The 17,442-nt window shown below is 69.0% G+C and carries 20 protein-coding genes; 5 read left to right on the top strand and 15 right to left on the bottom strand.

Annotated elements, in window-relative coordinates; translation table 11 throughout:
* Positions 1–154: 154 nt before the first annotated feature.
* From BKA25_RS16810 to BKA25_RS16830, 5 genes are all read right to left on the bottom strand, one after another.
* Positions 155–652, bottom strand: coding sequence for a DUF4262 domain-containing protein (locus tag BKA25_RS16810; RefSeq protein WP_069848447.1), 498 nt, complete (start codon positions 650–652; stop codon positions 155–157).
* Between the two features lie 38 nt (positions 653–690).
* Positions 691–1,443, bottom strand: coding sequence for a YebC/PmpR family DNA-binding transcriptional regulator (locus BKA25_RS16815; protein ID WP_069848446.1), 753 nt, complete (start codon positions 1,441–1,443; stop codon positions 691–693).
* A 99-nt stretch (positions 1,444–1,542) separates the two neighbouring features.
* Positions 1,543–2,163 carry a pyridoxal 5'-phosphate synthase glutaminase subunit PdxT gene (gene pdxT, locus BKA25_RS16820; RefSeq protein ID WP_069848444.1) on the bottom strand — a complete coding sequence of 207 codons (621 nt, stop codon included), beginning with the start codon at positions 2,161–2,163 and terminating at the stop codon, positions 1,543–1,545.
* A 142-nt stretch (positions 2,164–2,305) separates the two neighbouring features.
* Complete coding sequence (locus BKA25_RS16825; RefSeq protein WP_069848442.1) at positions 2,306–2,614, bottom strand: AzlD domain-containing protein; 309 nt, start codon at positions 2,612–2,614, stop codon at positions 2,306–2,308.
* A complete protein-coding gene (locus tag BKA25_RS16830; RefSeq protein ID WP_084642848.1) occupies positions 2,605–3,465 on the bottom strand; it encodes an AzlC family ABC transporter permease in 861 nt (286 codons plus the stop codon). The genes BKA25_RS16825 and BKA25_RS16830 overlap by 10 nt, the downstream gene beginning before the upstream one ends.
* A 65-nt stretch (positions 3,466–3,530) precedes the next feature.
* On the opposite strand from BKA25_RS16830, the gene BKA25_RS16835 reads away from it, so the two are divergent.
* Complete coding sequence (locus tag BKA25_RS16835) at positions 3,531–4,097, top strand: helix-turn-helix domain-containing protein (RefSeq protein ID WP_069848439.1); 567 nt, start codon at positions 3,531–3,533, stop codon at positions 4,095–4,097.
* Between the two features lie 85 nt (positions 4,098–4,182).
* Here BKA25_RS16835 and pdxS read toward each other — a convergent pair whose 3' ends face one another.
* Positions 4,183–5,115 (bottom strand): pyridoxal 5'-phosphate synthase lyase subunit PdxS, encoded by a 933-nt coding sequence (gene pdxS / locus BKA25_RS16840; protein ID WP_069848437.1) that lies wholly within the window; start codon positions 5,113–5,115, stop codon positions 4,183–4,185.
* A 193-nt stretch (positions 5,116–5,308) separates the two neighbouring features.
* Between pdxS and BKA25_RS16845 the strand changes: the two genes are divergently transcribed.
* Together BKA25_RS16845 and BKA25_RS16850 are read left to right on the top strand one after the other, a co-directional pair.
* Positions 5,309–6,073 carry a nucleoside/nucleotide kinase family protein gene (locus tag BKA25_RS16845; RefSeq protein WP_069848436.1) on the top strand — a complete coding sequence of 255 codons (765 nt, stop codon included), beginning with the start codon at positions 5,309–5,311 and terminating at the stop codon, positions 6,071–6,073.
* Between the two features lie 143 nt (positions 6,074–6,216).
* On the top strand, positions 6,217–6,855 hold the full coding sequence (locus tag BKA25_RS16850; protein ID WP_236750651.1) for a lytic polysaccharide monooxygenase auxiliary activity family 9 protein: 639 nt from the start codon (positions 6,217–6,219) through the stop codon (positions 6,853–6,855).
* Positions 6,856–7,124: 269 nt separating this feature from the next.
* On the opposite strand, the gene BKA25_RS16855 is transcribed toward BKA25_RS16850, so the two are convergent.
* The 7 genes from BKA25_RS16855 to BKA25_RS16885 all read right to left on the bottom strand — a co-directional run bounded on the left by BKA25_RS16855 (position 7,125) and on the right by BKA25_RS16885 (position 14,650).
* Positions 7,125–8,198, bottom strand: a complete 1,074-nt coding sequence (locus BKA25_RS16855) for an NUDIX hydrolase (RefSeq protein WP_069848434.1) — start codon at positions 8,196–8,198, stop codon at positions 7,125–7,127.
* The gene (locus BKA25_RS16860) at positions 8,195–9,379 is read right to left on the bottom strand and encodes a glycosyltransferase family 4 protein (RefSeq protein WP_069848432.1); all 1,185 of its coding nucleotides are present in this window, start codon (positions 9,377–9,379) and stop codon (positions 8,195–8,197) included. The genes BKA25_RS16855 and BKA25_RS16860 overlap by 4 nt, the downstream gene beginning before the upstream one ends.
* A complete protein-coding gene (locus BKA25_RS16865) occupies positions 9,376–10,401 on the bottom strand; it encodes a phosphatidylinositol mannoside acyltransferase (RefSeq protein WP_069848430.1) in 1,026 nt (341 codons plus the stop codon). The genes BKA25_RS16860 and BKA25_RS16865 overlap by 4 nt, the downstream gene beginning before the upstream one ends.
* Positions 10,398–11,009 carry a phosphatidylinositol phosphate synthase gene (gene pgsA, locus BKA25_RS16870; RefSeq protein ID WP_069848427.1) on the bottom strand — a complete coding sequence of 204 codons (612 nt, stop codon included), beginning with the start codon at positions 11,007–11,009 and terminating at the stop codon, positions 10,398–10,400. The genes BKA25_RS16865 and pgsA overlap by 4 nt, the downstream gene beginning before the upstream one ends.
* Positions 11,010–11,178: 169 nt before the next feature.
* Entirely contained in the window at positions 11,179–11,721 is a 543-nt protein-coding gene (locus BKA25_RS16875; protein WP_069848425.1) for an HIT family protein, read from the bottom strand.
* Positions 11,718–13,793, bottom strand: coding sequence for a threonine--tRNA ligase (thrS, locus tag BKA25_RS16880; RefSeq protein WP_069853532.1), 2,076 nt, complete (start codon positions 13,791–13,793; stop codon positions 11,718–11,720). The genes BKA25_RS16875 and thrS overlap by 4 nt, the downstream gene beginning before the upstream one ends.
* A gap of 125 nt (positions 13,794–13,918) precedes the next feature.
* Positions 13,919–14,650, bottom strand: coding sequence for a creatininase family protein (locus BKA25_RS16885; RefSeq protein ID WP_236750941.1), 732 nt, complete (start codon positions 14,648–14,650; stop codon positions 13,919–13,921).
* Positions 14,651–14,862: 212 nt separating this feature from the next.
* Between BKA25_RS16885 and BKA25_RS16890 the strand changes: the two genes are divergently transcribed.
* Together BKA25_RS16890 and BKA25_RS16895 are read left to right on the top strand one after the other, a co-directional pair.
* The gene (locus BKA25_RS16890) at positions 14,863–15,447 is read left to right on the top strand and encodes a helix-turn-helix domain-containing protein (RefSeq protein ID WP_069848421.1); all 585 of its coding nucleotides are present in this window, start codon (positions 14,863–14,865) and stop codon (positions 15,445–15,447) included.
* A 46-nt stretch (positions 15,448–15,493) separates the two neighbouring features.
* Positions 15,494–16,150, top strand: a complete 657-nt coding sequence (locus tag BKA25_RS16895) for an RES family NAD+ phosphorylase (protein WP_069848419.1) — start codon at positions 15,494–15,496, stop codon at positions 16,148–16,150.
* Positions 16,151–16,177: 27 nt separating this feature from the next.
* Here BKA25_RS16895 and BKA25_RS16900 read toward each other — a convergent pair whose 3' ends face one another.
* The gene (locus BKA25_RS16900) at positions 16,178–16,837 is read right to left on the bottom strand and encodes a GNAT family N-acetyltransferase (RefSeq protein ID WP_172803769.1); all 660 of its coding nucleotides are present in this window, start codon (positions 16,835–16,837) and stop codon (positions 16,178–16,180) included.
* A complete protein-coding gene (locus BKA25_RS16905) occupies positions 16,780–17,379 on the bottom strand; it encodes a GNAT family N-acetyltransferase (RefSeq protein ID WP_084642844.1) in 600 nt (199 codons plus the stop codon). Before BKA25_RS16905 ends, BKA25_RS16900 begins: the two co-directional genes overlap by 58 nt.
* Positions 17,380–17,442 lie beyond the last annotated feature (63 nt).

Here is a 17,442-nt window from a genome sequence, read left to right on the forward strand (position 1 = left end):
GGGCTAATACCCGGAAGAGTCACCAACAACGCGCTGGGTGAGATTCGAAAACGAAGAAGGCAGAAACCCAATACACGTTGGGCTTAATTCATCGCGCCGCCGACGGGAGTTCCCGGCGGGCCCGACCGTGGTCGGTGGGCCCGCCGCTCCCGTGTCACGGCCCGGTTCGGCCCGGAACCCAGCTCACCGGACGGCCGGTGTCGGTGAGAATCCGCTGCCAGCGGACCAAACCCTCCGGGGCATCCGGAGACCACGGCCAGGCCCCCTGCGGAGTGGACCCGATGAGCTGCACCGCCGGGAACTCGGCCTTGCGGTACAGCAGCAGTGCATGCCCGAGGTACTCGGCGTAGTAGCCCTTGTCCACCCGTTCGAAGGTGACCGGGCAGTCCTGGAGGAAATCGTCGTACTCCCGGCCGATCACGAAGGCCTCGCCCGCGACGGTCCGCCGGATGTACTCGTTGAGCACGGTGTGCGCCACCTTCGGCGGCATCCCCACGGCCACGACCTCCGGACTGCCACACCGTCGCCACAACCCGACGGAGAAGGCGAACGGCGGCCCGGTGCGATCACCCGCGATATGCACGACGGCGGCGCCGTGCTCCTCCGCATCGGCGAGCAGTCTTCGACGGGCCTCGGCGTCTCCGGGAAGCATTCGGACGGTTCCTCCTATCCGGGTCGCCGACCGAGCGATCAGGCCTCGACGGCCTGCATGACCTCGTCGGACACATCGATGTTGGAGAAGACGTTCTGCACGTCGTCGCAGTCTTCCAGAGCATCGATCAACTTGAACACCTTGCGCGCGGTGTCCACGTCCAACTCCACGGTTCCCGACGGAACGAAGTCGGCCTCGGCCGAGTCGTACTCGATCTTCGCCTCGCGCAGTGCGTTGCGCACGCCCACCAGGTCGGCCGCCTCGGAGACGATCTCGAAGTTCTCCCCGAGGTCGTTGACCTCCTCGGCACCGGACTCCAGCACGGCACCCAGCACGTCGTCCTCGCCGAGTCCGTTCTTCGGCAGCACCACGACACCCTTGCGGGAGAAGAGGTAGGCGACCGAGCCCGGGTCGGCCATCGAGCCGCCGTTGCGGGTCATCGCCGTGCGGACCTCGGAGGCGGCCCGGTTGCGGTTGTCGGTCAGGCACTCCACGAGGACCGCGACGCCGTTGGGCCCGTAGCCCTCGTACATGATCGTCTGCCAGTCGGCGCCGCCCGCCTCCTCGCCACCGCCGCGCTTGCGCGCACGCTCGATGTTGTCGAGCGGGACCGAGTTCTTCCTGGCCTTCTGCATCGCGTCGTACAGGGTCGGGTTGCCGTCCGGGTCACCACCACCGGTACGCGCCGCGACCTCGATGTTCTTGATCAGCTTGGCGAAGAGTTTGCCCCGCTTGGCATCGACGACGGCCTTCTTGTGCTTGGTCGTGGCCCACTTGGAATGGCCGCTCATGTCTCCTCCATCGTCGAGGTCCTCGTCATTTCGCCCCGCCGGGCGGGCGGTCGCCGACCGCACACGACACCGACACCACAGCGAATCCAGCAGCCCGGTTCATCGCTCGCGCACGACGCGGACGAACTCCTCGTGCACCCGCCGATCGCCTTCCACCAGCTCGGGATGGAATGCGGTCGCGATCACTGCACCCTGCCGAACCGCGACGATCCTACCGGCGGCGGATCCGGCCTCGGGCACCTCGGGCACGGTTGCCAACACCTCGACGTCCGCACCGACCGATTCGACCCAGGGCGCCCGAATGAAGACCGCCCGCATCGGACCGTCGGACAGACCCGCGACATCGAGCGTCGCCTCGAAGGAGTCGACCTGCCTGCCGAAGGCATTGCGTCGCACCACGATGTCGAGCGCGTCGAGCGAGCGCTGGTCCTCCCGGCCGTCGAGCACCTCGCGGGCGAGCAGGATCATGCCTGCGCAGGAGCCCAACACCGGAAGTCCGTCGGCGATCCGCTCACGCAGCGGCTCGAAGAGGTCGAACACGGTCAACAGCCTGCTCATCGTGGTCGACTCCCCGCCGGGGAGCACCAACCCATCGACCTCGGCCAGCTCCGACGCCCGGCGAACGGGCCGGGCCAGCACGTCGAGCTCGGCGAGGGCGACCAGATGTTCACGAACGTCGCCCTGCAGGGCGAGCACACCGATGACGGGCGCGGCGGACACGAAACTGCCTCCTGGATGCGGTGAGATCACGTTGCGCTGATCTGCGCTGTGGGGTCTGCGCGGGTTGCGCTGCGCCGACCAGCCTAGTCAGGGCGCGGCGCGGCCGATGTCGCCGGTGAACCCGCCCTGTGCTCGACCAGGCTCAGGGCACGCCGATCAGTCGTAACAGCGCGGCGGTGGCGGCGGCGGCGAGCACGACCAGGACGAAGGGGACCCGACGCCAGGCCAGGACCGCACCGACGGCGACCCCGGCCGGCCGCGCCCAACCGGCGAAGCCGCCCGCCTCGGTCAACGCCGAGGTCAGCAGCAATGCGGCCAACAACGTGGTGGCGGCGGTGGCCAGCAGTCGTTTCGCCTCGTCCGACACCTCGACCCGCCCGCGCAGCAGCGGGCCTGCGACGCGCAGCAGATAGGTGCCCGCGGCCAGCACGAGCACCGTCGTCATCGACATGGCGTCTGCCTCCCCTCGGGTCGGCTCTCGCTCGCGGTGTCGGGCTCGGCCTGCTGCACGGGCTCGGCCTCGATCGCGGACATGCTCGCCGTTGCGATCGGATCGGACATGGTCGCCGCGGTGTCGGGCTCGTCGGTCGGATCGGCGGGCGGGGTCGGGCGCCCTCGCCTGGTCGCCCAGGCAGGCAGCGGCAGCGCGAACACGATGCCGATCAGCGCCAGCAGCACCGGCATCCCGGCGGGCAGCACGGGTGTCGCGACGACCGCGATGAGTGCGCCGACGATCGCCGAACGACGGGTTCGGGCCTCGGATCGCAGCGCGGGCAGCACCAGTGCGACCAATGCGGCGGGGAAGGCGGCATCGACGCCGTAGGCGCTGGTGTCGCCGAGCGCCTCGCCCGCCATCGCGCCCAGCACGACCGCCGGATTCCAGGCCAGGAAGGCGGCGATGCCGGACAGCCAGAAGGCCGCCCTCGCCCGCGCCGGGTCGCGTTGGGACATCGCGAACGCGACCGACTCGTCGATCAGGATGTGGCTGCCCACCAGCTTGGCGAGCAGGCCTCGCCCGATGGTGTCGCCGAGGGCGAGTCCGAAGGGCAGATGTCGCAGGTTGAGCAGCAGTCCCGCGGCCACGGCCGCCACCGCGCCGCCACCCGCCGCGAGCACTCCGACGACCATGAACTGGGAACCGCCCGCGAAGACGATCAGCGACATGAACAGGGCGTCCCAGGTCGAGAGGCCCGCGGCCACCGCCACGGCGCCGAAGGACGCACCGACCACGCCGACGGCTGAGGCCAACGCGCCGACGTCGCGGAGCAGCGCCCTGTCTATCGTTCGCCATATCGAACCCATCGACTCACATCCTGAACACCACGGCCGCGTTCGTCAAGGAGAACGACTGTTCACCGGAGGAAACATTGACTGAGAACGAGCAGCCCGGAGCCCCGTTGGACATCATCGCCGCAGCATTGCGGCGCGAACGGGGGCGGGCGGGACTGACGCTGAGCGAGGTCGCCCGACGCGCGGGCGTCGCGAAATCAACCCTGTCGCAGCTCGAGGCGGGCAATGGAAACCCGAGTGTGGAGACGCTGTGGGCATTGGGGGTCGCGCTCGACGTGCCCTTCAGCAGGCTGGTCGACCCGCCGAATCGGCCGATCCAGGTGATCCGGGCCGATGAAGGGCTACGCGTTCGCTCCGAGCAGGCCGACTTCGATGCCCGCCTGCTCTCGTCCTGCCCGCCGGGCGCTCGACGGGATGTCTACACCGTCACACTGCAACCCGACGGGGTCCGGATGGCCGAGGGACACCTGCCCGGCACCGTCGAGCACCTCGTCGTCGCAGCGGGGGCGCTCCGGGCCGGCCCCGTCGATCAGGTCGTCGAGCTCGGCCGGGGCGACTATCTGAGTTTTCCCGGCGATGTCCCCCACCTGTACGAGGCCACCGCCATCGACACCAGCATCGTGCTGGTGATGGAACACGTCTGACACCGCCCGGATCACCGCGGCAGAGGCCCGCTGCCCCGATCTCCGAGGCAGCGGGCCTGCCCATGACTCGATGGGCTGCGGTGCATCACCAACCGCGGTCGGCGTACCGCTGGCTCTCGGGCAGGTCCGTGACGTTGAGGCCCACCATCGCCTCGCCCAGGCCCCGGGAGACCTTGACGATCACGTCCGGGTCGTCGTAGAAGGTGGTCGCCTTGACGATCGCCTCGGCCCGCTTGGACGGGTCGCCCGACTTGAAGATGCCCGATCCCACGAACACGCCCTCGGCGCCGAGCTGCATCATCATCGCCGCGTCGGCGGGCGTCGCGATGCCGCCTGCGGTGAACAGCACGACGGGAAGCTTGCCCGCCTCGGCGATCTCCCGAACCAGCTCGTACGGGGCACGCAGCTCCTTCGCGGCGACGAAGAGCTCCTCGTCGTCCAGCACGGCCAGCCTGCGCAGGTCCGCACGGATCTGCCGCATGTGCCGGGTGGCCTCGACCACGTTGCCGGTGCCCGCCTCGCCCTTGGAGCGGATCATGGCCGCGCCCTCGGAGATCCGGCGCAGCGCCTCGCCCAGGTTCGTGGCACCGCACACGAACGGCACGGTGAAGTTCCACTTGTCGATGTGGTGCGCCTCGTCCGCCGGGGTCAGGACCTCGGACTCGTCGACGTAGTCCACGCCGATGGCCTGCAGGACCTGCGCCTCCGCGAAGTGACCGATCCGGGCCTTGGCCATGACCGGGATGGACACGGCCTCGATGATGCCGTCGATCATGTCCGGGTCGGACATCCTGGCGACGCCGCCCTGCACGCGAATGTCGGCGGGCACCCGCTCCAGTGCCATCACCGCGACGGCACCGGCGTCCTCGGCGATCTTGGCCTGCTCCGGTGTGACGACGTCCATGATGACGCCGCCCTTGAGCATCTCCGCCATTCCGCGCTTCACTCGCGCGGTTCCGGTGACCGGAGTCACGGCGGCCTGGTCGGAATCGGGGCTGGTGATGTCGGACGAGGTCACAGCATGAACCTTTCGCGGAACTCGAGTAGGGGTTCACCCGTTCGTACGAGTGCGGTCTCCCAGTCTACGACCCTGGTGGACCGGTCTCCCAGGCCAATCGACCTCTATCTGACCAGTCCACTACGTGGCCACCCGTGCGTGATCACGACCGCTCATAAGTCGCATATCGTGCGTTCACGACAACGGAGGTCCGATGCGCATCCTGGTCGACGGGCTCGACATGACCGGCAAGTCCACCCTCACCGAACTCGTGGTGAGAACGCTCGAGGCCCGAGGCGTCCCCGCGAGACGACACCGCGGACTGATCAGCATCGGCGCCCTGCTGGAGCCGCTGCGCAGCCCCCTCCGGCCGTTCCGGCTGCCCAGACGCACCCTGGCCAGCACGACCTTCCTGCTCGCCGGATACGCGTTGGACGCGTTACTCACCAGGGTGCTGCCCTACCGCCACCCCCGGCTGGTACTGGTCCAGGACGGCTATGTGGACCGCTGTGTCGCCTCGGGGATCGCGGCTGGCCCCTACGCGCCCGCCCGGTGGGCACTGCGCCTCGCAGATTGGTTCGTTCCCTTCGACCTGGCCGTGTACCTGCACGCTCCCCCGGATGAGCGGGCCGCCCGGCTGGCGGAACGCGCGGATGCCGATACCAACGATCGACACTCGGTCGCCGATCCCGCCTTCGCGGCCGAGTTCACCCAGGTCCTGATCGACGGCATGGGTCCCCGACACGATCGGCTGCTGGTGTTCGACACCACGACGCACAGCGTGGAGGAGACGGCGCGGATCATCGTCGACACCCTGCTGTCCGATCCCAGGCGCGCCCGCGACAGACGGCGATCGATCATCGGCGACGGTGCTCGACGGACGTCCGGTGCACACCTGGCGACCGGCAGACGAACGGCAGCCGATCGAATCGCGCCGCCGCCGGTGGCCACCGAGCCGCCTGCAACAGCACCGGAGTAACGGCCTCCGGTTCACCTGGCTGAGCTGTCTCGCCCAGTTCGCTGGTCCGGACGCCGAGCCCAGAAGGCGCCAGCGGGCGGATGTGCACCCACCCGACCGTTAATTACCGTCGACAGTTGGGAGCATCACGTAAGGAGATAACCGTGACGAGACGGCGCAAAGGCGCGTTGATCGGTGCGCTGGCGGGGATCGCGGGGCTGCTCGCGGTCCTGATGCCCGGCAGTAGCGCCCTCGCCCATGGCGGGATGTCCTCACCCGGAACCCGGACCTACTTCTGTTTCGAGGAGGGACCGGAGAACCCGCAGTCGCAGGCGTGCACCGATGCGATCGCCGAAGGGGGCACCCAGCCGCTGTACGACTGGTTCGCCATTCTCATCAGCGATGCCGCGGGCAGGCATCAGGAACTGATCCCCGACGGTCGACTGTGTGGGGCGGGTACCGACAAGTACGCTGCCTACGACGTGCCTCGGGACTGGCAGACCACCACCGTTCCCTCGGGTAGCGAGTGGACCTTCGAGTACGTGGCCTGGGCTCCGCACCCCGGCGACTTCGACCTGTATGTCACCAAGGACGGTTTCGACCCCGATCAGCCGTTGACCTGGGACGACCTCGAACCCGAGCCGTTCTCCACCGTCACCGATCCGCCGATCGTGGACGGCTCGTACCAGTGGACCGCCGAACTGCCCTCGGGCAAGACCGGCCAGCACATCATCTACTCGATCTGGCAGCGTTCCGACAGCCCCGAGGCGTTCTACAACTGCTCGGACGTCGTCTTCAACTGACTTTCGGCGGCCCCGGGCGGCAGGCGGCCGCGATCGCCCTCGCGCTGCAAGTGCTCGAGTGGGCCCAGGTCCTCGCCCGTCGTGGACCTGGGCCCGACCGACGTCCGGCCGGTGGTCACGCTCACAGCCGAGCCCGCACCACGACTCTGCTCCGGCGGCACGTCGGCCGGCGTGATCCGGCGGGACGCACCAGACGATCCGCCCCTGGCTACGGGCCGGCCGGCGAATCAGGACGTCGGGTCTCGTCCCACGAGGACGCGGGCGCCTGCTCAGCGGATGGTGCGCACCTGGCCGTCCCATTCGGCCGCCAGCAACTGCGGCAGGAACTCGGCCAGCTGCACCGGATAGACGGTGTCCTCGCTGGCGGCCAACTCGGCCGCCGTCCACCAACGGTGGCCACGCACCGTGCGCCGTTCCAGCTCGGTGAAACCGGAGACGTCCACGACCGGTGCGCTCGATCCGGCTGCCCGGACCAGGAAGAACCACTCCTCGCTGTCGAAGACATCACCCTCGAAGCCGAACACGGCCCGCCGTCGCCACACCGGTCCGATCAGCTCGGATTCCGTCAGTAGCAGCCCGGTCTCCTCCCGGACCTCCCGAATCGCCGCCGCCCGCAACTCCTCGTCGGCCTCGACGCCACCGCCCGCAGTGCACCAGAAGGTCTCCTGCGGCCGGTCCGGATCACTCGATTCGAAGAGCAGCAGACGATCTCGGTCGTCCAACAACAGGACCCGCGCCGACGGCCGGTAGGTCGCCGCAGCGACCGGCTCCGACTCGCCGGCCCGCTCGATGATCTCGAAGTACTCCGGGGGCGGGGCGCCGCCTGCCAGCCGCAGCCAACGCACCGGACGACGGGCCCGGAGGGCCAGTGTGTCGCGCACGGCGTCGTTGTAGACCCGCCTGGCCAGCATCACCCGTTCCTCGGCCTCCACGAGTTCGGCGGCCAAGGGCGAGGACAACCTCGTGCGATCCAGTTCGCCGAGCAATCTGCCGAGGAGGTTCTCGCTGTGCTCCCGGCCCGATCGCGAGGTGCGCTCGGCCTCCCAGGCGGCATCCCGCAGGCGATCCGGGTCCACCCCGAGCGGGTTCGTCCCGGGTTCCGCCGCCGTCACGGGCGCCGGGCTGCGATCCTCACCCGTGCCTGCGCCCAGCGGCGCCACCGCCGCCACGGCGCGCGCCACCACGGCCCGTCTGCCCAGCGAGGCCTCCAGGGCGGCCCACCCCGCGTCCGTGCGGATGTGCAGGCGGTTGAGTCGATTGGCGATGAGCAGCGACCACCCCCCGACCAACAGCAGGACGACCAGAACGGCCAGCACCACGGCCAAGAAGGTGGTCAGGGTCACTCGGGATCTCCCCAGCTCCGCCCGTCGACGGGCTCCTCGTCATCCGGGGCATCGTCGGCCTCGCCGACCCGACGCGGGTCGGCGGCCATGGCGGTCTCATAGACCCGCAGCACCTGCCGAGCTACCACCGGCCAGTCGAAGTTCTCCACGAACCGACGGCCGGACTCGGCGTAATCATCGCGTCGAGCGGGATCGTCCAGCAGATCCGCGAGACGCTGGGCGAGGGCGGCGGGGTCCCCGACCGGACTGAGCACTCCCGCTCGGCCGTCGTCGAGCACCCGGCGGAAGGCGTCCAGGTCGCTGGCGACCACGGCGGTGCCCGCGGCCATCGCCTCGGCGAGGATGATCCCGAAGCTCTCCCCGCCGGTGTTCGGCGCACAGTAGACATCGACGCTGCGCAGGGCGCGAGCCTTGTCGATATCGCTGACCTGGCCCAACAGATCCAGCCGGTCGGCCAATTCCGGCCCCGCCTCGGTCCGCAACGCCTCGGCGTCGCCACGGCCGACCACCACCAGACGAAGGTCGGGCCGCCGTGAGATCAGCAGTCGCATCGCCCCGAGCAGCACCGACATGCCCTTGCGGGATTCGCCGTAGCGGCCGACGAATCCGACGGTGCCACCTCGGCGCGGATAGCCCACCAGCGGATCCGCCGAGGCGAAGAAGTCGACGTCGACCCCGTTGGGAATCAGTACGGCGTCGCCGCCCAGATGCTCGACCTGGACACGCCTGGCCAACGCGGACACCGCGATCCGCGCGGTGATCTTCTCCATGAACGGCTGTAGGACGGAGTGGAACGCGGCGAGGGTGCGGGAGCGCTGGGTCGAGGTGTGGAAGGTCGCGACGATCGGTCCGTCGGCGACCATCAGGGTCAACAGCGACAGGCTCGGCGCCACCGGCTCATGCAGGTGCAACACGTCGAATCGGTGGTCGCGCACCCACCGTCTGGCCCTGGCGAAGGACACCGGTCCGAAGGACAGCCGCGCGACGGACCCGTTGTACGGGATGCCCATCGCCCGGCCTGCGGGCGTCACGAAACTCGGCAGGTCGGTGTCCTCGTCCGCCGCCGCCAGTACGTTCACCCGGTGGCCGAGTCCGATGAGCGTGTGGGCCAGGTCCATGACGTGCGCCTGAACTCCACCCGGCACCTCCAGGGAGTACGGGCAGACCAGGCCGACCCTCACGACGGCGGCTCCGTCCGGCCGTGGCCCGTCGATCTCGAGGTATCCGGTGCCACCATCGGCGATTCCACGACGGCCGTCGGATCGGGCGTGTCCCGGCTCAGCCGCGCCCGCCGTCGCTCCGAGAGATCGCTCAGCCAGAGCGGTTGCATCATGTGCCAATCCTGCGGACGGCTCGCGATATCCGCCGCGAACCGGTCCGCGACCCGCTGGGTCGCCGCCTGGACGTCCGCATGACTCGAACTGGCGACGGAGATCGGTTCATGCAACCGGATCGCCCAACCGTCGTCGGTGAACTCGCAGGCGGCGGGTACCAGCAGGGCGCCGGTCTGGGCAGCGAGTCGCGCCGGTCCGCTGGCCATGCGGGTGGTCTCGCCGAAGAACTCCACCTCGACACCACGTCGGCTCAGGTCCCGATCGGCGATGAGGCAGACCAGTCTGCCTTCCCGGATTCGGGTCAGCAGGGTCTCCATCATCCGCTTGCCGCCGTCGTGCGGCATGATCTCGAAACCCAGCGCCTCGCGATAGGCGACGAAGCGTCGGTACAGCGGCTCCGGGCGCAGTCTCTCGACGACCGAGGTCATCGAGCCGTAGGTCCCGACCGCCCACACGCCCGCGATGTCCCAGTTGCCGCTGTGCGGCAGGACCGCGATCGCCCCCTTGCCCGCAAGCGCCGCATCGAGGTTCTCGCGGCCGACCAAGGTCGTGTTGACCTTGGCGATCACCGCCGCCAGGTCCATCGTGGGCAGTCGGAACGCCTCCCGCCAGTAGCGCAGGTAGGAACGCATCGACTGCCGCACCAACTCGTCCAACTGAGCCTCGGTCGACTCCGGCGCCACCCGACGCAGGTTCCGGCGAAGCTGGTCGATCCCTCGCCCGCCCCGCCGAACCACGAGATCGGCGCCCGCCTGGAACAGCGCGACCGCCGCCCTCTCCGGCAGCAGCCGCACCAACCGCCATCCCGCCGTATAGGCGAGTTCCGCGCCGCGCTCACGAAGGGTGCGTCTCGACTTCTGTCCGCTCATGCCGCCTGCTCCACCGAGGATCGATACACCGACCACAGCCGTTGCCCCACGGTGATCACCGAGAGCACCGCCAACAGCCACAGGCTCACGGGCAGTGCGTAGGGCACACCGAGACCATGGATTCCGACTCCGACCAGGCCGATGATCAATCGCTCGGCCCGCTCGACCAGACCTCCGTCGGCCGACAGCCCAGATGCCTCCGCACGGGCCTTGATGTAGGAGATGACCTGGCCACAGCTCAGACAGATCAGGGCGGCGATCCCAGCCGCGCGATCGTCGCCGCCGACGAAGCACCAGTAGGCGATGGCGGCGAACAACGCCGCATCGGCGAGCCGGTCGCAACAGGAGTCCAGGACGGCGCCGAAGACGGTGCTGCCGCCGCTGACCCGCGCCATCGCTCCGTCGAGCAGATCGAACAGCACGAACACCGTCACCACGGCCGCGCCGACGAAGAGCTGACCTCTGGGCAGGAACCACAGCGCGGCGACGATCGTCCCCACGGTCCCCACCACGGTCATGACGTTGGGCGAGAGCCCACGACGTACCAGCCACCCGCCCACCGGATCGGTGACGCGGGAGACGGAGTCACGCGCGAAGATGTTGAGCATGGGGCTGGTGGACTCAGACCTTCTCGTCGACGGCACGGATCGACGATCGCCTGCTGGCCGTGCCGGGCCCCGGCGGAACGTCGATTTCGGAAATCAGACTAACGAGGCGCGAATCCGCCGCCCACGGCGGCGCATCGACAGGCCCGGAAACCCGTGCCGGTCCACCTCGTCATTCCGCAGGCCAGGCATCGGCCAGCATCGATCTGGTCTCGCCGAGTAGTTGCGGCAACACCTTCGTGTGCGCGATCACCGGCATGAAGTTCGCATCGCCACCCCACCTCGGCACCACGTGCTGGTGCAGGTGGGCCGCGATACCCGCGCCCGCGACGGGTCCCTGGTTCATCCCGATATTGAAACCGTGCGGCGCCGAGGCGGTGCGGACCGCCCGCATGGCGCGTTGGGTGAACGCCGCCAGTTCCGTGGTCTCGGCCAGATCGAGATCGGTGTAGTCCGGGACGTGTCGGTAGGGCAGCACCATCAGGTGACCCGGGTTGTACGGGTACAGGTTCAGCAGCGCGAAGACCCGCTCCCCCCTGGCGACGATCAGCGCGTCCTCGTCGTCCAACGACACCAGCGTGCAGAACGGACAGCCCGCCTCGTCCGAACCGACGGGCTTGTTCGCACCCCGGATGTAGTTCATCCGGTGCGGTGTCCAGAGTCGTTGCAGAGCGTCGGGCACACCGACGCCCTGCTGCTCGGCGAACTCGGTCATCCCAGCTTCGCGGGGTCGAAGATCTCGGCGTTCGGCGAGGCGTTCTCCCGACGGCCCACCCAGTCGGTCAGCGCGGCGATCGCCTGGTCGACCGGAACGTTGTTGATCTGACCGCCGTCGCGGAAGCGGAACGACACCGCACCGGCCTCGACGTCCTTGTCCCCGGCGAGCAGGAGGAACGGCACCTTCTGCGTCGTGTGGTTGCGGATCTTGCGCTGCATCCGGTCGTCGGAATCGTCGACGTCCATCCGCAGGCCCTTGGCCTTGAGCGCCTTCTGGACACCGCGCAGGTGCTCGACGTGGTCGTCGGCGATGGGGATGCCGACCACCTGCACGGGGGCCAGCCACGCCGGGAACGCGCCCGCGTAGTGCTCGGTGAGGATGCCGAAGAATCGCTCGATCGAGCCGAAGAGCGCGCGATGGATCATGACCGGCCGCTCGCGGCCCGACGCCGAGGTGTACTCGAGTCCGAATCGCTCCGGCAGGTTGAAGTCGAGCTGGATCGTCGACATCTGCCAGGTTCGACCGAGTGCGTCCCGGGCCTGCACGGAGATCTTCGGTCCGTAGAAGGCGGCGCCTCCCGGGTCGGGGACCAGTTCGAGCCCGCTGGCCTCGGCGACCTCGCGCAGCGTCTCGGTGGCGGTCTCCCAGATCTCGTCGGATCCGACCGACTTCTCCGGGTCCCGGGTCGAGAGCTCCAGATAGAAGTCGGACAGCCCGTAGTCGCCGAGTAGATCCAGCACGAAGGTCAGCAACGAGCGGATCTCATCGCGGACCTGCTCCGGCGCGCAGTAGATGTGCGCGTCGTCCATCGTCAGGCCGCGCACCCGGGTCAGGCCGTGCACCACACCGGACTTCTCGTAGCGGTACACCGAGCCGAACTCGAAGGTCCGCAGCGGCAACTCCCGGTAGGAACGCCCCCTGGCCTTGAAGATCAGATTGTGGAACGGGCAGTTCATCGGCTTGAGGTAGTAGTCCTGCCCCGGCTTGCGAACCGTGCCGTCCTCGTTGAACTCGGCGTCCAGCTGCATGGGAGGGAACATGCCGTCGGCGTACCAGTCGAGGTGACCGGAGGTCTCGAACAGCGCGCTCTTGGTGATGTGCGGGGTGTAGACGAACTCGTAGCCCGCCTCCTCGTGGCGGCGCCGCGAGTAGTTCTCCAACTCGCGGCGGATGATGCCGCCCTTGGGGTGGAAGACCGGCAGACCCGAGCCGATCTCCTCGGGGAAGCTGAAGAGATCCAGCTCGGCGCCGAGCCTGCGGTGATCGCGGCGCTCTGCCTCGGCCTGCAGCTCCAGGTACTCGTCCAGCGCCTCGGTGGATTCCCATGCGGTGCCGTAGACCCGCTGGAGCTGTGGGTTCTTGTCGTTCCCCCGCCAGTAGGCCGCCGCCGTCCTGGTGAGCTTGAAAGCGGGGATGTGCTTGGTGGTCGGGATGTGCGGGCCCCGACAGAGGTCGCTCCAGATCCGGTCCCCGGTGCGCGGGTCGAGGTTGTCGTAGATCGTCAGCTCCGCACCGCCCACCTCCATGACCTCGGAGGTGTCGACGGTGACGTCGGCGGTCTCGCCCTTGATGTCGACCAGTTCGAGCTTGTACGGCTCCGAGGCCAGCTCCTCCTTCGCCGAGGCGACCGAGTCGACGACCCGGCGGGAGAAGCGCTGGGCGCCCTTGACGATCTGCTTCATCCGCTTCTCGAGCGCCTTGAGATCCTCCGGGGTGAAGGGCCTCGGCATGTCGAAGTCGTAGTAGAAGCCGTCGGTGACGGGCGGTCCGATGCCCAGCTTCGCCTCGGGGAACAGATCCTGGACCGCCTGCGCGAGCACGTGGGCCGTCGAGTGGCGGATCACGGCGCGCCCGTCCGGGGTGTTCGCGGCCACCGGCGTGACGTCGGTGTCGGTCTCGGGGGTCCAGGACAGGTCCCGCAGGACGCCTGCGGCATCGCGGACCACCAGCACGGCGTCGGATCCCTTGACGGACAGGCCCGCCTCGCGAACCGAGGTACCCACCGTCGTCCCGGCGTGCACCCTGAGCGGCACTGCGGATTCGGGCGGCGGGGACTGCGGTCGGGACACGGTCACTCCTTGACGATCATGGGGAACATCGGACTCTGATGCTCTGGGCCGATGCTATCCGGCCGAGCCGTCCCGACCCCGCCCGGTTTGGCGTCGCGGCCGCGTGGCGGGCCCACGCGGACCGGTCAGAGCGTTTTGGCCAGCGCCAGCAGGCGATCGGCCAGGGCCGCCGCACAGGCATCCAGCCAACGACGTCCCTTCTCCGCCGAGGCACGGCCGGGTTCGTCGGTGAACCCGTCGATCCGACGCCACCGGTCGCGACTGTGCAGGGTGATCCCCGCCATCGCCTGTAGTTCGCTGACCGCTCGCGCCCCGGGACGGTCGGCGACCAGCTCCTCCCGCAGGGCGAGCAGCATCGCCGTCTCGAACACTCCGGCGTGTCCCGGCACCAGCGGGCTGTTGCCGCCCGCCTCCGCGGGGAACAGCTCCCAGTAGTCGGCGTAGCCGACGGAGAGGTCGAAACGGATCGCGGCGGCCTCGGCCACCGAGTGACACGGCCCCTTGTTTCCGCCGTGGCCGTTGACGATGACCAGCCGACGGCCGCCGCCCATCGCAATGGACCGCACGATGTCCAGCAGAACCTGGGTGAAGGTCTCGAATGTCAACGACAGGGTGCCGCCGAAGGGCAGGTGGTGATCGGAGGAACCGAAGGCCACCGGCGGCGTGATGATCAACTGTCGCGATGAGTGATCGGCCGCCTGTGCCACCGCCGCCTCGACCACGGCCTGGACGATCAGCGTGTCGGTCCCGGTCGGCAGGTGGGGGCCGTGCTGCTCGATGGCTCCGACCGGCAGGATCACCACACCCTCGGGTAAGGCTTCGATGAGGCGCTCACGTGTGGAGCCATGCCACCGCATCACGTTCACCGATCTCCTCCTCTGTACCAATCGGTGAAGCACTGAATTGCTGCATCACCACGGATGCGCACTCGGATTCGCTTATCATCTACCACACGCCCGAGTGGGATTCCCGGCCCCTGGCGCGGCAGGAAAGCGCTCCCTTGACTACAGAGCGCAACGGCAATAATCATGCCCCGCACGCATACGCACATCTGGGCTATCCTGTAGAGGTGAGTGCGGGATTGGAAACAGTGCTGGCGAACGCGGGTCTCGGGGTCTCGCCCCGCGAGTTCCTCGCCTTCGTCGAGGACGCCGTGCGCAAGCTGGCTCCGCCGCGACCGGATCCGGCCGCCTATCTCAGCCTGGACGAGCGCACGGCGCTGACCGAGGTCGGCCTCGACCTGAGTCGTCGGGGCGACACCGAGAGCGACCACCGCGCGCGCGCCATCGCGCAGCAGGCGGTTCTACACGACACGGCGCTGACCGTCCCCCAGGCCGCGGCGGCCCTGGGCATCGACGCCAGCCGCGTTCGACACCGCATCGCAGAAGGACGACTCGCAGGTTGGAAGGACCATCGAGGCTGGCGGCTGCCCGCATGGCAGTTCACCACGCACGGAGTGCTCCCCGGCCTGGACACCGTCCTCGCCGCCGTTCCGTCCGACCAACCGCCGCTCGTCGTCGCTGCGTTCATGTCGACCGTGCAGGAAGATCTTCAATCGGGACCGGCCAATGCCGCTCCTCGGGACTGGCTCCTCGCAGGCGGGGATCCGACCAGGGTCGCCCGACTGGCGGCTCGGCTCGGCGAACCCGCCTGATCAGTCCCGTCCCGGACATCCCGAAACGGAAGACGAACGAACGACGATGGCTCGGCTCCCCCAGCCGCCTGCTCCCGACGTCCTGCGCACCATGCTGCGCGAGACCGAGGACGTGGTGGCGGTTCATCAGGCGACCAGGTTGGTCCGGGTCTTCACGACCGGCGGCCGACACCGCCAGGACTGGAACACCTTCCGACGGGTGGGTCCGCTCGCACATGCCAGATTCGATCCGCATCCCGCCGTCGGGGACCCGCCTAGACCGGAACCCGCCGACGACGGAGTCCTGTATTTCGGTCTGTCGGTGCGCACCAGCATCGCCGAGGTCTTCCAGGCCGGTTCCATCGTCGACCGACGCACCCGAGCGCCACAGCTCGTCGTGCTGCGTCCGGTCCGCCCGCTGCGGCTGCTCGACATCGCGGGTCTGTGGCCCACCAGGGCGGGTGCGTCGCAGGCGATCAGCAGTGGACCCAAGGACCGCACCCAGGCATGGGCACGGGCCATCCGTGAGGCCTATCCACAGCTCGACGGCCTCTGGTACCGCTCGTCGATGGACTCGGGCAGCCCCGCGGTGTGTCTGTGGGATCCGCCCAGCGGCGGCGCGCTACCCGAGGAGCCCGATGTCCTGCTGCCGCTGGCCCATCCCGGGCTGGACCTGCCGCTGGGCCGGGTCTGCGAACAGTTGAGCTACACCCTGCTCGACTGACCCGGATCCCGAGTGGGACTGCGCCGCTCAGCCCGCCTCGACGGTCGCGGCGGCCGTCGTCGCGGGGGTGGAACCGGTCTCGGGGTCCACCGGCAGCGGTCGCGAGTATCGGATCTCTGGAAGGCTGAATCCGGGCAGCTCCAGCGGGCGCACGACCTCGTCGCACGACCATCCGACCGCCTCGTAGAACGCCCGGCCCTCGGCGTTGTCCGCCATCACCCAGACCACGACGTGCTCGAAACCGGCCTCGGTCAGATGTGTCAGGCCTGCGTCGTGGGTCAGTCGGCCCGCGCCGGTACGCAGCCACCGAGGCGCGGCGTACAGCGACATCAGCTCGCCGGTTCGCCGCGTCGGGTGGGCGTCATCGGCCTCCCGGACGGGACCGACGGTGGCGTAGGCGCCGATCCATCCGTCTGGGTCCGAGTCGGTGATCGCACCGGCCCGATCCGACACGCCCGGTCCGCCCGCAGCACCCGGCTCGTCCCCGGGTAGGACGGCGAGGAAATCGGCGTGCGGCTCCGGCCAGCCCAGGGTCTCGCGCCAGTTCGGTGTCTGGTCCACCCTGGACAGTCCGTCGAGCAGTGCGGCAGGCATCAAGCCTCGGTAGACGCGCTGCCAGGCCAGCACGTTCACCCGCCCCAGCGCCGCCGCGTCGTCGAGTCCGGCCCGCCGTAATCTCCATCGCATTGGTCCCATGATGCCCGTTCCAACGGACGCGAATACCGGACCTCGATCAACCGGCTGCCGCCGATCTCCAGTTCGATCTGCACGCCGTCGTCCGACCAGCCATGGCGTTCGTAGAATCGCCTGCCGGACAGGTTGTCCCGCAGCACCCATAACACCGCGTGCTCGAAACCCTGCTCCGCTAGGAAGTCGACACCGGCCTGGGAGGCGAGGTGTCCGGCACCGGTCCCTCGCACATCGGGATCACCGTAGAGCGCGACCAGCTCGCCGACGCGGACACCCGGCAGCTGATCGCGGGAGGTCCGGACCTGGGCGACGGCACAGTACGCCCCGATTCGGTCCTCGGCGTCGACGGCGACGAAGACCGCGTGCGGGTCGGGCTGATCCAACCATCGTTCCCAGCCCGGCTCGCGGGACTCGGGGCGTAGTCCCGCGAGGAACTCCGCCGGGACGATCCCGGAATAGGCATGCTGCCAACTACGGACGTTGATCTGGGACACCCCGAAGGCATCCGTGGGTACCGCTCGACGCACCGTCCATCGCATGGGAAGAGCATGCGTCCTCGCGCCCCTGTCTGGCCAGGGGTTTTCCACGGGGTACGGCGCTCA

It is taken from the genome of Actinoalloteichus hymeniacidonis, assembly GCF_014203365.1.
Taxonomy (GTDB): Bacteria; Actinomycetota; Actinomycetes; order Mycobacteriales; family Pseudonocardiaceae; genus Actinoalloteichus_A; species Actinoalloteichus_A hymeniacidonis.

Coding starts and splice junctions, on each gene's coding strand:
- BKA25_RS16810 (WP_069848447.1), bottom strand. CDS start 652: ATGCTTCCCGGAGACGCCGAGGCCCGTCGAAGACTGCTCGCCGATGCG.
- BKA25_RS16815 (WP_069848446.1), bottom strand. CDS start 1,443: ATGAGCGGCCATTCCAAGTGGGCCACGACCAAGCACAAGAAGGCCGTC.
- BKA25_RS16825 (WP_069848442.1), bottom strand. CDS start 2,614: ATGTCGATGACGACGGTGCTCGTGCTGGCCGCGGGCACCTATCTGCTG.
- BKA25_RS16830 (WP_084642848.1), bottom strand. CDS start 3,465: ATGGGTTCGATATGGCGAACGATAGACAGGGCGCTGCTCCGCGACGTC.
- BKA25_RS16845 (WP_069848436.1), top strand. CDS start 5,309: ATGCGCATCCTGGTCGACGGGCTCGACATGACCGGCAAGTCCACCCTC.
- BKA25_RS16865 (WP_069848430.1), bottom strand. CDS start 10,401: ATGAGCGGACAGAAGTCGAGACGCACCCTTCGTGAGCGCGGCGCGGAA.
- pgsA (WP_069848427.1), bottom strand. CDS start 11,009: ATGCTCAACATCTTCGCGCGTGACTCCGTCTCCCGCGTCACCGATCCG.
- BKA25_RS16875 (WP_069848425.1), bottom strand. CDS start 11,721: ATGACCGAGTTCGCCGAGCAGCAGGGCGTCGGTGTGCCCGACGCTCTG.
- BKA25_RS16885 (WP_236750941.1), bottom strand. CDS start 14,650: ATGCGGTGGCATGGCTCCACACGTGAGCGCCTCATCGAAGCCTTACCC.
- BKA25_RS16895 (WP_069848419.1), top strand. CDS start 15,494: ATGGCTCGGCTCCCCCAGCCGCCTGCTCCCGACGTCCTGCGCACCATG.
- BKA25_RS16900 (WP_172803769.1), bottom strand. CDS start 16,837: ATGCGATGGAGATTACGGCGGGCCGGACTCGACGACGCGGCGGCGCTG.
- BKA25_RS16905 (WP_084642844.1), bottom strand. CDS start 17,379: ATGCGATGGACGGTGCGTCGAGCGGTACCCACGGATGCCTTCGGGGTG.